Source organism: Paenibacillus nuruki, assembly GCF_001721045.1.
Taxonomy (GTDB): Bacteria; Bacillota; Bacilli; order Paenibacillales; family Paenibacillaceae; genus Saccharibacillus; species Saccharibacillus nuruki.
The window spans coordinates 26,092-39,446 of record NZ_MDER01000038.1 but is presented as its reverse complement, the minus strand read 5'-3'; the positions used below and the strand labels follow the sequence as shown (position 1 = coordinate 39,446).

The 13,355-nt window shown below is 39.6% G+C and carries 13 protein-coding genes; 6 read left to right on the top strand and 7 right to left on the bottom strand.

The features are described 5' to 3' along the window. The first annotated feature begins 29 nt into the window (after positions 1 to 29). Both PTI45_RS10805 and PTI45_RS10800 read left to right on the top strand, forming a co-directional pair. The gene (locus PTI45_RS10805; protein WP_069327588.1) at positions 30 to 977 is read left to right on the top strand and encodes an AraC family transcriptional regulator; all 948 of its coding nucleotides are present in this window, start codon (positions 30 to 32) and stop codon (positions 975 to 977) included. 235 nt (positions 978 to 1,212) lie between these two features. After that, on the top strand, positions 1,213 to 2,172 hold the full coding sequence (locus tag PTI45_RS10800; protein WP_069327587.1) for an SDR family oxidoreductase: 960 nt from the start codon (positions 1,213 to 1,215) through the stop codon (positions 2,170 to 2,172). A 42-nt stretch (positions 2,173 to 2,214) separates the two neighbouring features. Here the strand turns inward: PTI45_RS10800 and PTI45_RS10795 are convergent, their stop codons facing one another. Both PTI45_RS10795 and PTI45_RS10790 read right to left on the bottom strand, forming a co-directional pair. Further along, positions 2,215 to 3,402: a macrolide family glycosyltransferase gene (locus tag PTI45_RS10795; protein ID WP_069327586.1), complete on the bottom strand. Its 1,188-nt coding sequence runs from the start codon at positions 3,400 to 3,402 to the stop codon at positions 2,215 to 2,217. A 149-nt stretch (positions 3,403 to 3,551) separates the two neighbouring features. Further along, the gene (locus PTI45_RS10790; protein WP_069327585.1) at positions 3,552 to 3,923 is read right to left on the bottom strand and encodes a winged helix-turn-helix transcriptional regulator; all 372 of its coding nucleotides are present in this window, start codon (positions 3,921 to 3,923) and stop codon (positions 3,552 to 3,554) included. Positions 3,924 to 4,133: 210 nt separating this feature from the next. Between PTI45_RS10790 and nfsA the strand changes: the two genes are divergently transcribed. The 4 genes from nfsA (at position 4,134) to PTI45_RS10770 (ending at position 7,929) form a co-directional block, all read left to right on the top strand. Continuing rightward, entirely contained in the window at positions 4,134 to 4,874 is a 741-nt protein-coding gene (gene nfsA / locus PTI45_RS10785) for an oxygen-insensitive NADPH nitroreductase (RefSeq protein WP_069327584.1), read from the top strand. A 91-nt stretch (positions 4,875 to 4,965) separates the two neighbouring features. Then, positions 4,966 to 5,403, top strand: a complete 438-nt coding sequence (locus tag PTI45_RS10780) for a MarR family winged helix-turn-helix transcriptional regulator (protein WP_069327583.1) — start codon at positions 4,966 to 4,968, stop codon at positions 5,401 to 5,403. A 74-nt stretch (positions 5,404 to 5,477) separates the two neighbouring features. Further along, positions 5,478 to 6,833 (top strand): NtaA/DmoA family FMN-dependent monooxygenase, encoded by a 1,356-nt coding sequence (locus PTI45_RS10775; protein ID WP_139129242.1) that lies wholly within the window; start codon positions 5,478 to 5,480, stop codon positions 6,831 to 6,833. Then, positions 6,826 to 7,929 (top strand): Gfo/Idh/MocA family protein, encoded by a 1,104-nt coding sequence (locus PTI45_RS10770; protein ID WP_069327581.1) that lies wholly within the window; start codon positions 6,826 to 6,828, stop codon positions 7,927 to 7,929. Before PTI45_RS10775 ends, PTI45_RS10770 begins: the two co-directional genes overlap by 8 nt. An 85-nt stretch (positions 7,930 to 8,014) precedes the next feature. Here PTI45_RS10770 and PTI45_RS10765 read toward each other — a convergent pair whose 3' ends face one another. From PTI45_RS10765 to PTI45_RS10745, 5 genes are read right to left on the bottom strand one after another with little or no spacing between them, the layout of a single operon-like run. Beyond that, the gene (locus PTI45_RS10765) at positions 8,015 to 8,707 is read right to left on the bottom strand and encodes a response regulator transcription factor (RefSeq protein ID WP_069327580.1); all 693 of its coding nucleotides are present in this window, start codon (positions 8,705 to 8,707) and stop codon (positions 8,015 to 8,017) included. Next, positions 8,704 to 10,173, bottom strand: coding sequence for a sensor histidine kinase (locus tag PTI45_RS10760; protein WP_069327579.1), 1,470 nt, complete (start codon positions 10,171 to 10,173; stop codon positions 8,704 to 8,706). Before PTI45_RS10760 ends, PTI45_RS10765 begins: the two co-directional genes overlap by 4 nt. 51 nt (positions 10,174 to 10,224) lie before the next feature. After that, positions 10,225 to 11,394: an ABC transporter permease gene (locus PTI45_RS10755; RefSeq protein ID WP_069327578.1), complete on the bottom strand. Its 1,170-nt coding sequence runs from the start codon at positions 11,392 to 11,394 to the stop codon at positions 10,225 to 10,227. Continuing rightward, a complete protein-coding gene (locus PTI45_RS10750) occupies positions 11,391 to 12,086 on the bottom strand; it encodes an ABC transporter ATP-binding protein (protein ID WP_069327577.1) in 696 nt (231 codons plus the stop codon). The genes PTI45_RS10755 and PTI45_RS10750 overlap by 4 nt, the downstream gene beginning before the upstream one ends. Further along, positions 12,083 to 13,354 (bottom strand): efflux RND transporter periplasmic adaptor subunit, encoded by a 1,272-nt coding sequence (locus tag PTI45_RS10745; RefSeq protein ID WP_069327576.1) that lies wholly within the window; start codon positions 13,352 to 13,354, stop codon positions 12,083 to 12,085. The genes PTI45_RS10750 and PTI45_RS10745 overlap by 4 nt, the downstream gene beginning before the upstream one ends. Between the last annotated feature and the right edge of the window lies 1 nt (position 13,355).

The window sequence follows — 13,355 nt, the reverse complement described above, 5'->3', positions numbered from 1 at the left end:
ATAAGTACCTAAGAGAGGCATTGGAGACGATGAATAAATTAGAGATTCATTCTACAGAACAGAGTCAAAAAGCATTGGAAGCTGAAACGGCTCGATTAGCAGATTTGATCTCGATCAATGCGACTAAAGATGGAAGTTACGGTGCTGAGCAGATTTCAGGATTATACTTTAATCGTTTCTCTCAAATGGAAAAAGCAGATTATACGCATACCATGTACTGGCCTACAGTAGGTATAGCGGCTCAAGGCAAAAAAGTAATTCAGGTCGGGGATGAGCATTTCGAATATGGTGGTTCGACGATCTTTGTCGCTCCGGTCGCTTTACCTGTCATGATGAAAACGATCGTAGCCAGTCCCACTGAGCCTTTTCTCGGGGTAGGGATATATCTTGATCCACAACGAATTGCTGAATTAGTACCCAAAGTATACCCTCAAGGATTGCCCAAAGTGACAGAGCGCAGTGCTGGATATATGATACCGGGGGATCTAGCCTTTATACATGCGGTTGCCCGTTTGGTCGAGTGTCTTGCTCATCCTAACGATAGTGAATTACTTGCTCCACTTATTGTGGATGAAATTTTTATACGGCTTCTGCGTAGTCCGATCGGTGTATTTGTGGCTGAGACTGTTTTTGTAGAATCGAATGTACAACGAGTCGCCAAAGCGATTCGCTGGCTTCAAGAACATTTTGCACAGCCTTTAAAAATTCCCGAGTTGGCTGATATGGTTCATTTAAGTCAATCTTCTTTCCGTGAGCATTTCAAAGCAATTACTTCGATGAGTCCGTTACAATACCAAAAAGCATTACGTCTACAAGAAGCAAGAAGACTCATGTTGTCCGGTCGTATGGATGCTATCACTGCTTGTCGGATGGTTGGATATATTAGTGATTCGCAGTTTAGTCGAGACTATAGCCGTTTTTTTGGAAGTCCTCCTAGTAGGGATATGAATAGATGGCGTCAACAGATGAACAGTTAAGCGATAAGAATATCATTTAAATAAACCTATGCAATAGAACCTGCGGCTATCGGCTTTGCAGGTTTTTTTGGTATATATAGACTTTCTAGCAAAATAGGCAAGAATTCACGCAGAATAGGCAAAGTTCACCCGACAATCTATCCTATACTACAAAAGACTTAAAAATAGATCCCATATATAGCTATAGCAAACAAGAACATTAAAATGATCAATAACGATCTTAGGAGGATAAATGATGCGTGTATTTGTCACAGGGGCGAATGGATTTATAGGCACAGCAGTGATTCAAGAGTTGATTCAAGCAGGGCATCAAGTAACAGGGCTTGTCCGTTCTAAAGAAGGAGCTCATAAGCTTACCGCGCTTGGAGCAACAGCCCAACAAGGAAACGTGGAAAGTGTAGAAGATTTACGTAGAGGAGTAGACAACGCAGATGGTGTGATTCATACTGCTTTTTTTCATAAATTCTCGCATGCCAGCTTATCTACACGTGTAAAGATTGTATTGGGTGGTAATCCTCGTCATGCGGCATCTCGATTTATGGCAATTGCTACGGAGACGGATCGACGTGCGATTGAAACGCTTGGAAAAGCACTTTCGGGAGAAGATCGATCACTTGTCATGGCGTTTCCAACAATGGCACTACGAGCTGGTTCCTTAGCAACTGAAAATGATCCTTCCGATCCTCAATCAGTAGGAGGCGGAAGGACGATTTCAGAGACAACAACGCTGACACTCGCAAATCACGGGGTTCGTTCTTCTGTTATTCGTATAGCCCCACTTGTACATGGCATAGGTGATCAAAGCGGTCTATTACCGACTTTAATTAGCATTGCTCGTAAAAAAGGCATATCGGCTTATGTAGCAGACGGAGCAAATCGATGGCCAGCTGTACACCGATTAGATACAGCTCGTCTTTTTAGACTCGCTTTGGAACACGCTTCAGCTGGTTCTATATTCCATGCAGTAGGAGAAGAAGGAGTGCCTTTTCGTGATATTGCTCATGCCATCGGTCGTTATCTAAATATACCTGTATCGAGTATAAAGAAAGAACAAGCTGGTTCTCATTTTGGTTGGCTAGGTGCTTTTGTATCTGTAGACAATTACGTTTCCAGTGCATTCACTCAAGAGCGATTAGACTGGAAGATACAACATCCTGATTTATTTACAGATATGGAGCACAGCCATTACTTTTAATATATATTGGAGCTATAATACTGACTTAGTTATTATAATTATTTAAACTTTGGTATGTTCAAGATAAGCATCGATTCGATCTAGTGCTTCTTGGGGACCGACTGTGTGTTGGAAGCTTTTATTAATTTCCTGCACACCTTTTTTATATAACGGATTCGATAGTACTTCCTGTACGGCTTCTTTGAGCGATTGCACATGGATCTGATCTTTGGTAATACGGTAACCTGCTTGCAGTTCTGTTAGGCGCTGAGCGACCATCGGCTGATCTTTATCTTGAGGTAAAACGACTAAAGGAACATTAAAATGAATACCTTCATTAACACTATTCATCCCGCCATGGGTAATAAATACATCGGCATGCTGTAACACTTCCAACTGAGGAACATAAGGTAAAATCATGATATGTTCAGGAGCAGGGTTAATCTTTGTAACATCAACTTTCTCACCTGTAGCAATGATTACGATACCTTTGAAGTCTGTAAAAGCTTCGATACAAGTGTTAAAGAATTGTTCGGTGTGATCGAGAACGGTTCCCATTGAAATATATAGTACTTTTTGATCTTTAAGAAGATGAAGTGGGAATGAAGTATTTTCAGTACGTTTTGGAAAGCTAGGTCCAATAAAAAGATGTTCATTGCCAAACTGATCGCCATTGGGTTGAAAATATTTACTTGTATAAACAACATTTAGAGCGCCGTTATTATTCATAAATTGGCCCATTTCTTTAGGCATAACGTTGTATTTCTCTTTCATTAGCGATAATCCAGCTTGAATGTTCTCGGCAATCTGAGAAGTCGTATCCACATGACTTGGGAAAATTCGTTTAGTCATTTGATTATTAGATATCAAAAAAGATGGAGACGAGGAAATACCCGGAATATTCAGAAAATCTCGCACTAATTCACCAGCTCCGAATTTATCGTAAAATACAAAATCAAACTGCATAGTCTGCGATAGCTGTTCGGTTAATGCTAAAATGTGTAACGAAGTCTGAATATGAATGTTTAAAAATTCATTTATTCGGTTGGGGCTACCTACATGGATAGACGCATTTCGAAGCAGATCAGTATGAACATGAACAATCGCTCCAACGGCTTCTACTCGATCTCTGAACTTCTCGGTCGTAATATAGTGAACCTCATCCCCGCGCGATGTAAAAGCATGAGTGATTCCTAATGTTGGATTCACATGTCCTTCTGCTGGAAAATTTACAATTAAAATACGTAGCATTTGTATCACTCCTTTTTGGTATATGAAGAATGTTATATATGGTACTTATTTTATGATAACAATAAATGGTTTATTTTCCAATTTTACCGATCTGTATCGTCCTAAGTACTCTTTAGTTGGGATGCGATAGACTCTATTGCAATCAACATTTATACAAGTGAAGTATCATCTGGCTGTTCACCATACGCTTTACCAAAAGTCTCCATAGCATCTAAAATAGGCATGAGTTTGGTGCCTTTTTCGGTAAGCGAATATTCTACTTTCGGTGGAACGACGGGATACACTTTACGCTCAATCACACCATCTTTTTCTAATTCTCGAAGCTGTTTACTAAGAGAACCTTGCGAAAGATCACCTAGAAACGCTTTGATATCTGAATAACGACGTGTATGACCTTTTAAGTACCATAGGATGAAGTATTTCCAGCGCCCGGATAAAATATTTTGAGTAAACGCAATAGTATACATATCTGATTTGTCTTCTATAAATTCTCTTTGAAATCCATCTTTACACACTCTCATCGTAATCTGATTCCTCCCTAAGTACACAAAAATGTACTATGTTCATCTAAATTGCCCTCTATACAGCTTGAATTATTCATTTTATGATAGTTTCAGTAAGCGATGAGCAACAATAGTTACTAACTGAATATGATTTGAAATATTAATTTTATATTTAGCAGGCTAAGTAATAGTGTATCATAATTTTGAAAATTAGAGGAGAAAGCAATCATGAATAAAACGTTAGAATTACTTCATAACCATTCATCTGTACGTTCTTACACCAATCAACCATTAACAGAAGAACAACGTAATGCCATTTTCCAAGCAGCTACGCAAACATCATCATTTAGTCTTTTACAAGCCGTCTCTATTATTCGCATTACAGATCCAGCGCTTCGTCAAGAAGTCATGGAGCTTTGTGGTCATCAACCTTATATCGGTGAAGCAGCAGAGTTTTGGATTTTCTGTTCAGACTTTCATCGCAATCATGAAATCGCTCCTGAAGTAGATATCGAATATATCGAATTTCTAACGATTGGCTTAGTGGATGCTGGGCTTATGGCACAAAATGCTCTAACTGCGGCTGAATCGATGGGGCTTGGTGGTGTGTATATCGGTGGAGTTAAGCTTAATATTGAAAAATTATCTGAATTGCTTCAGTTACCTAAATACGTAATTCCAGCAGTAGGCTTGTGCATCGGTGTTCCAGCAGGAGAGAAAGCAGGTCTTAAACCACGCTTACCGAAATCCATGGTACTGTTTGACAATCAATACCAACCATTGGATACAAAACAATTGGCTGTTTATGATGATACAGTGAAAAAATATTATCAAGCTCGCCCGATTCGTGCGCCTTTCACAGTCAAAACCGTTAAAGGATGGAGCGATCATATTCAAGATCATTTAGAAAGAAGTATCCTGCCTGATATGATGAATTATTTAAATAAAATGGGATACGCCAAAAAATAAATGTCGCTGCTACAGTCAATTGACACATTAATTTCTTCATGTTATATTTAGCCCGCTAACTACTATTGAAGAAATAAGGAATGATGGATAGATGAACGAACCGGTCAAAGATCAAGTGGATTGTGATATCCGCCAGTCGTTAGATCGTGTCTCTTCCCAAATGCGTCGAGACTATAATGAATCTTTGCGACAAATTAATCTTTATGCAGGTCAAGATAAATTATTATATCGATTATGGTTAGGGGATGGTATCACACAAATGCAATTATGTGAGCATTTAAAATGTGAACCACCTACTGTAACCAATATGGTCAAGTCTCTTGAACAAAATGGATTTATATATCGTAAGCGTGATGAACATGATGCTCGTGTGATGCGCATTTTTTTGACAGATGAAGGAAGATTGTTGGAAAAACCAGTAGATCAGAAATGGAAAGAGCAACAGGAAAAGTTACTAGACTCTATCTTTCCAGAAGAGCGTGTGTTTTTAAGAAGGCTTTTAAAACAAATGGAGAGCAACTTATCCTAAGTTGTTCTCTATTAATACATTGCAAATGCATCATTTTATTTCAAAATATAGTTAGCTTGCTAAGTAAAGGAAAGATAAATATGGAACAGAAAAAGGAAATGCAGTTATCTTTACAAATGGTTTCAGGGTATGGCGCTGAATTCAATGCTTGGAGAATGCCCGGTGCCGATCCAGCTGCCTATACAAATATAGATAGTTATGTAGAACGTGCGAAGTTAGCCGAGCAAGGTAAGTTCCAAATGATCTTTATCGCAGACACACCAGCATTAACAAGTAGCTTGGGTCATAAGACACCTATGTTTCCAATGGACCCGATGCTGGCTTTGATGGCTGTCGCTAGAGAAACCAAGTACATTGGTCTTGTTGCTACACTATCTACAACTTTTAATTACCCGTACAATCTAGCACGTCAATTCAAAGCATTAGATGTGATCAGTCATGGACGAGTAGGCTGGAATGCTGTGACCACATCCGATCCTAATGTAGCCGCTAACTTTGGAAGCAAGCCTATTAATCGTCAAGAAAGATACGAAAAAGCGCATGAAGCTATAGAAATAGTTCAAGCTTTATGGGGAAGTTGGCAAAAGGATGCTTGGACATTGGATGTAGAGACAGGGCAATTTGCAGATATGGACAAAATCCAACCGGTTCATCTTCAAAGTCAACACTATGCGACTCGTGGGCCACTGCCTATTCCACCATCTGAGCAAGGTCAGCCTGTCATTTTCCAAGCAGGAGGAGGTCAGGAAGGATTAGAGTTAGCAGGGAGATTCGCTTCCGGGGTCTATGCTAATCCTTACGATATTCAATCTGCAAAAGAACACAGACAGGCTATTCGGCAAAGTGCTATCCAGTTCGGTCGTGATCCTGATGATATTAAAATGTTTGCAGGGTTTATGTGTTCATTAGGAGCTACAGAAGAAGAAGCACTCATGCGTCGCAAACAACTTATGGATTTTAATCCTGAAGAGATTCCAGGTAGAGTCAGTTATCTCGGTTCTATGATTAATGTACCGTTATCCATACATTCGGTAGATATCGATCAACCGTTAACAACCGAACAACTTCAATATGCTTATGCAAGCCCAATGGACCCACGTGCACCCAAAGCGTTACAATTGCTACAACAAGGCTTATCTATTCGGGATGTGCTGGCTCATGGAGTAATCAATTATCATCCTGTGGTGGCAGGTACACCTGTGCAAGTGGCTGACTTTTTAGAAGAATGGTTTCTTGCTGGGGCATGTGATGGATTTTCGATTGTACCGGATGCATCGTTTGATGGAGTGGCTGATTTTGTTCATCTAGTCGTTCCTATTTTACAAGAACGTGGTGTATTTCATAAAGAATACGAAGGAAATACCTTGCGTGAAAATATGAAAGTTCCTTATCAATATGGAGTACAAAAAGGAGATTATAAACATGACTAAAAAAACAAAAGTAGGTATTATCGGTGGATCTATTAATAACGGATGGGCAAGTGGTACACATATTCCAGCTCTTCAGCATCTTGAGGAGTATGAGCTAACAGCAGTAGGAACAAGTAACAAAGAAAGTGCTCAAAAAAGTGCAGAGGCTTTTGAAGCCACTCATGGTTTTGATCAAATCGAAGAACTGGCTCAACATGATGATGTAGATATGGTAGTCGTTAGTATCAATGTCAAAGAGCATTATGATGCAGTCAAAACTATTATTCCTACAGGTAAGCCGATTTATAGCGAATGGCCATTGGGATCTACGACAGAAGAAGCTATTGAAATGCAGGAATGGGTAGCAACACATCATATTCCAACAGCAATCGGGTTACAAGCACGACAAGCTCCTGCTATCAACTATGTGAGAGACCTTATTGCGGAAGGGTATGTAGGAAAAGTATTGTCTGCGCAATTGAGAGTATCGATGCAAGGTATGGGTGCCAAAGCTGATAAATCTACAGCATACTTGTTCGATCGCACATCTGGCGGTAACTTGCTCACTATAGTAGGTGGACATAATATCGATGCATTTACGTATATGCTCGGCGATTTTGCAGAACTTTCAGCGACAACAGCGCAACAATTTGCTGAAGTGCAATTAGAAGATATCCAGAAAGTCATCGAAAAAACAACAGATGATCAAATTCTAGTTACAGGAAAATTGACTAATGGTGCTGCTGCTAGTATCCATATTCAAGGCGGAGTCAAACATCCTAAAGGCGTTACACTTGAGATCTTTGGAGATCAAGGAAGTATTGTTCTAACAGCACCAATGACGATTCAATTTGGATCACATCAATTGCTAGGCGCAGGAGTAGGAGATGCAGAGCTTCAAGAATTAACGATTCCAGATTCATATTACTCTGTACCTGAGTCTCTCAAAAATGATCCCGGCTATGTTCTCAATATTGCTCAGGTCTATCATAAATTCGCTCAAGATATTCAAGAAGGAACATCATTAACACCAAATTTTGCAGATGCAGTCAAAGTTCATCAGTTGATTGATGCGATACGAAAGTCGGCACAAACAGGCGAACGTCAATATCTTTAAGTTCATTTTACTCATAGAAAAAGAAGGGCTAATCCTTGATGATTAGTCCTTCTTTTTTTGTTCACTATCATCTAGATATTCGTAGTTAAGGTTGAAAGCGATAACCTACACCCCATACGGTCTGGATATAGCGAGGGTTACTTGGATCTTCTTCTGTTTTTTCACGTAATCGATTAATATGGACAGCTACTGTAGCATTATCGCCAATGGATTCGAATCCCCAGATACGCTCATACAATGTATCTTTACTAAATACATTATTGGCATTCATAATCAAAAAGTAGAGCAGGTCGAACTCTTTTTTCTTCAACTCTAGTTCTTTACCATCCAGATAAGCACGGTGAGCTTGAGTATTAATCACAAACGAACCGATTTCAATATGACTACTTCGATGAGAATCGTTTTTTCCTTTGATACGATCATACTGAGCCAGATTAGATTTCACTCGTGCCACTAGCTCATTAGGGGAGAATGGTTTGACAATATAATCATCTGCCCCCAGACCTAATCCTCGAATCTTATCTATATCTTCCTGCTTGGCGGTCACCATAAGAATCGGAATATCTAGCTTTTCGCGTAATCTACGACATACGGAAAATCCATCTTCACCGGGTAACATCAGATCAAGTAGAATCAGATCGTATTGTCCGGATAATGCTTGTTCTGCACCGGTGATTCCATTGTCTGCAATCTCGACTGCAAAGTGATTGATTTCAAGATAATCCCGTTCTATCGATGCAATCGCTTCGTCATCTTCTATAATGAGTATTTTTCTCATCGTATATCCTCCTGCTTAATCAATGGCAGCTCGATAATAATCTGTAGTCCACCTGATGATGCATGCATAGCCTTGATCGTGCCACCCATACGTTCGACTGCTTTGGATGTAATCGCAAGCCCTAATCCGCTACCTCTGTTAGGATTATTACGTGAAGGATCACTTCGATAAAATAAATCAAATAATTGGGGTAGAGATTGTTCAGGGACACCGGGTCCATCATCACTGATACTAATCGTGATCTGATCATGATCAACACGAGTCTGAATATGCACCCATCCACGTTCTTTATGTTTATAGTTTAAGCTATTTTCTACAATATTCGTAAATATACTATCCAATTGCAATTGATCTGCAAAAATAACAGCTTTCTGATCTGAAAAGGAAGTGGTGATATACAAGCCTTTACTCCGATATTCTTCGGCTGTAGCTTTGACTAGCGATTCCAATTCATAATTCACATCTAATAGCTCAGGATCATATGGATAATTACCCAGATCCATTTTGGAAAATAGAAAGATTTTGGCAACCATTCGGTCGATATCTCTTGCTTTGGTCTGAATCATCGTAATGTACTTATGTTGCGCTTCCGGTGTATTAGCAACGCCATCTAGCAAACCTTCTGAATAGGCACGAATCGAAGTCAGTGGAGAGCGCAGGTCATGGGAAATACTTGCTAATAGTTCTTTACGACTTTCTTCTTGACGCTGAATTAACTGCATCGACTGTTTTAATTGTAATGCCATATCGTTGAAATCATGACATATCGCTGCAAATTCATCTTTACTCTCATATTGGATACGTGTATCCAGATTACCATCTCTAATCTGCTGCACACCTACGACCAGTGTATCCAGTGGTTGACTGATTCGTTTGAATACAAAATAGGTGAGAAAGCGATTGGTAAAAAAGATTGTGACAATAATACCTATACCAAATAAAATCATAAAAAGTGTGATTAACATCTGGTACTGACTATAATATCCATCATCGCTGTTTCCATTTTCGTGAAAAGAATCGAATGTCGAAATAACATACGTTTGATTATTAATAGCGACTTTTTTGCTATACACATCTTCTTCGGAAAGATAGATACTGCCTTCTCCACTCAAAGACCAGATCGCGTTTATCATTTTATTATTAGGATCGATATCAAGCTTGCCCATATTTAATAATAACGTGCGAGAATTGTAATCGTGTACCGTCAATCGCATAGAATGCTTTTGTAAATAGTCTTCTAATTGCTTTTTCTCAGTTGTTTTTTGTTTCTGAGGATTTTGAATAAGCTCGGTAGCCACAGAAGTGATTTTTTCAGGCACATCATAAATCGAGCTTTCACTGTTGTATTGATTTTTCCAATACTGGTACGATAGATATTGTCCTGCTCCGATAATAATAGCCGAAATAAGTACAGGTATGACAATCATCAAAATATTAGAAATGATCAGGCGTTGCTTAATAGTCATACCACGTACTCCTTTTAATGTGTATAAGTGATTACGGATGTATTGTAGCATTTAATCGGTACGTAGCGCATAAATAGGTCGTAATCGTGCAGCTTTATTGGCAGGAATAATCCCGAACAGTACACCGATCACAAATGAAAATACAAAAGAAATCGTCACCATATTCCACGCATATTGAATTGGGAATGGAGTGAACTTGCCAGCAATCCATACGAATCCAAGCCCTACACCGATACCCAGTAATCCGCCAAGAGTACTTAAAAATATGGATTCAATCATAAATTGGATCAATATATTACTCTTTTTCGCCCCGATTGCTTTGCGAATACCAATCTCACGAGTACGTTCATTTACCGATACGATCATAATATTCATAATCCCAATTCCACCTACAATCAGTGAAATTCCGGCAATTCCGGCTAAAGATGCTGACATTAACGCATTGGTTTTTTCCATCGATTTGATCATTTCTTGAGCATCAAATATATCGTAAGCAGAAGAATCTTTGAATTTTTGTTCAAGGCTGTTAGCAAGCATGGCTTTGACCGTAGGGATATCTTGTTCAGTCACTGTTTTGACTTCAAACGTTTGAATACCTTTGGTCTGCAAAAAGCGTTCTGCTGTAGCCAGTGGGATCAGAATCTTCTCATCATTAGAACCCATTAAGCTAGTGCCTTTACTTTGTAACAAGCCTACAATTTTGAATGTTTCTCCATTAAGACGTATATCCTGACCGACTGGATTCTCACTGCCAAATAGAGTTGTTGCCGTAGAAGAACCAAGCACAGCTACTTTTTGCCGATACTGACTATCGATATTCAGAACGAATCGTCCCGATTGTACATGGAAATCTTTCACATGCTCATAGGCAGGGATAACACCTTCCAAGGATACATCGACATTGTTGTTACGGTGCTTGGCAGTGACATTACCTGAAAGGGTAGGAGAGACACCGGATACCCCTTTGATCTTGTTATAGGCAATCACTTCATCATACGTAAGCGAACTGGTAACTCCTCGCCCCATAACATTCACCGAAAGTAAATTGGTTCCCATATCGCCAAATTGGTCACTAATCTGACCATTAAAGCTCATCCCCACAGACACGACCAGAATAACGGAGGATACTCCAATAATAATACCTAACATGGTCAAAAAAGAGCGTATTTTATTACTAATCACACTGAGCAAAGCCATACGTACACTTTGAAAAAAGATCATTCAGGATTCCTCCGATCTTCAGTCAAGACCCCATTTTGAATACGAATCACTCGCTTGGCTTGATCGGCAATATCTAGATCATGGGTAATCAGAATAATCGTATGACCTTGTTGATTCAGTGTTTTAATCATTTGCATCACTTCTTTACCTGTATGGGTATCGAGTGCACCTGTCGGTTCATCTGCCAGTAGCAAAGGAGGATCGCCGGCAAGAGCACGAGCAATCGCTACACGCTGTTGCTGACCACCCGATAACTGATTCGGGCGATGATACATCCGTTCATGTAATCCAACTTGCTCTAATGCCTGACTTGCTCTTTTTTTACGTTCACGATAAGGCAATCCACGATAGATCAGAGGGAGTTCTACATTTTCGATTGCCGATAACTTGGGCAACAGATTAAAACTTTGAAAAATAAACCCGATTTTCTCGTTACGAATTTTGGCAAGGCGATTATCCGATGTTTTGCGTACATTTTGCCCATCGAGTATATATTCTCCGCTGTTTGGCAGATCAAGGCATCCGATCATATTCATTAATGTTGATTTCCCTGATCCGGAAGGGCCGATAATCGCTACAAATTCACCGTGATTAACTGTCATCGAGATATCTTGTAAAATAGGCATTCGTTGTCCTGCCATCATATAGCCATGATTCATATGATTGATCTGTATCAGTGGCTCCTGACTCATGGTGTGCCACCGCCTGTAGAAGAACTATCGCTACTATTATCAGTCGTTGTATTGCTACTGTCTGTTGACGTGTTGCTACTGCTATCTGTAGAAGAACTATCGGTCGAACTACTATCTGAAGTTGGGGTAGAACTGCTATCATCTGATCCACCCATATTAGACATCGTACTTGCCGATGAAGATGTACTCAGTCCGCTCATATCACTGGATGGAATAACAACCAGATCTCCTTCTTTTAGACCACTTTTGATTTCAATTTGACTATCATCGTGTATACCGATACTTACTTTCTGCTCGGTAGTAGTATCTGGTTGTGCATTTTGCGTTCCAGCCGATACTCTAGCTTTTTGAACCACATATTGATTCCCTTGCTGAATCACTGACTCAATAGGCAACACAAGAATATTTTTTTTCTGTTCTACTAAAATCGTAGCTTGAGCTGACATTCCTGCTTTAATCTCACCCGGTTGATCAAGATGGATGGTTACACCAAAAGTAGAAACACCATTTTTGATCGCACCTTCATTCGCAATCATAGATACTTTGCCATGATACGTTTGATCAGGAATAGCATCGAGCTGAAGGGTAGCTTTTAATCCTTGATGAATTTTGAGAACGTCTAACTCGTCAACCTGAATGGTAGCGCTCAAATCTTGATAATCAATAATCGTAAATGCTTCTGCGCCACTACTTACAGCCCCACCTGGAGAAACGCTCATTTTAGTAATCGTGCCACTAATTGGAGACAGTAATGGAGCAGGAGCGGCTTGATCTTTTTGCAAACGTGCAATTTCGGTCTCTGTGACTGTGATATCGTCTTTTCCTTTTTCAATACCTAGACGAGCACTATCAAGTTCTGTGGGTGTAGCGTTGTTCATAACAAGCTGTTTGTACTGTTCTTGCTTATCTTGTAGATCGCTTTGTTGTTGCTTGAGTGTATTGGTCTGTTGGGTGATATCTTTAGCATTATCTTTGTTTTTATACGTGAATAAGACTTGCCCTTTTTGAACACGGGTATTGATCTTAGCATTAACCTGATTAATATTACCTTCATGATCCGCATAGACGACAGTCTGACTTGTTGGTTTAATTGACCCAGCACCTTTGATCAATACGGTAATTTCTCCTTTTTGTACAGGAATAGAAGGAGTGGGTTCAACGACTATTTCTTCTTGCGACTTCGGCCAGAGAACATAACCAGTAACCGCCGAAGCGGCTAAAACAATAATAATAGCTAGTGTAATCCAAATTCGTTTTTTACTATTCATA

Bases quoted from the DNA above. Each gene is read 5' to 3' on its own strand.
- PTI45_RS10805 (WP_069327588.1), top strand. From the start codon at position 30: ATGAATAAATTAGAGATTCATTCTACAGAACAGAGTCAAAAAGCATTG.
- PTI45_RS10800 (WP_069327587.1), top strand. From the start codon at position 1,213: ATGCGTGTATTTGTCACAGGGGCGAATGGATTTATAGGCACAGCAGTG.
- PTI45_RS10795 (WP_069327586.1), bottom strand. From the start codon at position 3,402: ATGCTACGTATTTTAATTGTAAATTTTCCAGCAGAAGGACATGTGAAT.
- PTI45_RS10790 (WP_069327585.1), bottom strand. From the start codon at position 3,923: ATGAGAGTGTGTAAAGATGGATTTCAAAGAGAATTTATAGAAGACAAA.
- nfsA (WP_069327584.1), top strand. From the start codon at position 4,134: ATGAATAAAACGTTAGAATTACTTCATAACCATTCATCTGTACGTTCT.
- PTI45_RS10780 (WP_069327583.1), top strand. From the start codon at position 4,966: ATGAACGAACCGGTCAAAGATCAAGTGGATTGTGATATCCGCCAGTCG.
- PTI45_RS10770 (WP_069327581.1), top strand. From the start codon at position 6,826: ATGACTAAAAAAACAAAAGTAGGTATTATCGGTGGATCTATTAATAAC.
- PTI45_RS10765 (WP_069327580.1), bottom strand. From the start codon at position 8,707: ATGAGAAAAATACTCATTATAGAAGATGACGAAGCGATTGCATCGATA.
- PTI45_RS10760 (WP_069327579.1), bottom strand. From the start codon at position 10,173: ATGACTATTAAGCAACGCCTGATCATTTCTAATATTTTGATGATTGTC.
- PTI45_RS10755 (WP_069327578.1), bottom strand. From the start codon at position 11,394: ATGATCTTTTTTCAAAGTGTACGTATGGCTTTGCTCAGTGTGATTAGT.
- PTI45_RS10750 (WP_069327577.1), bottom strand. From the start codon at position 12,086: ATGAGTCAGGAGCCACTGATACAGATCAATCATATGAATCATGGCTAT.
- PTI45_RS10745 (WP_069327576.1), bottom strand. From the start codon at position 13,354: ATGAATAGTAAAAAACGAATTTGGATTACACTAGCTATTATTATTGTT.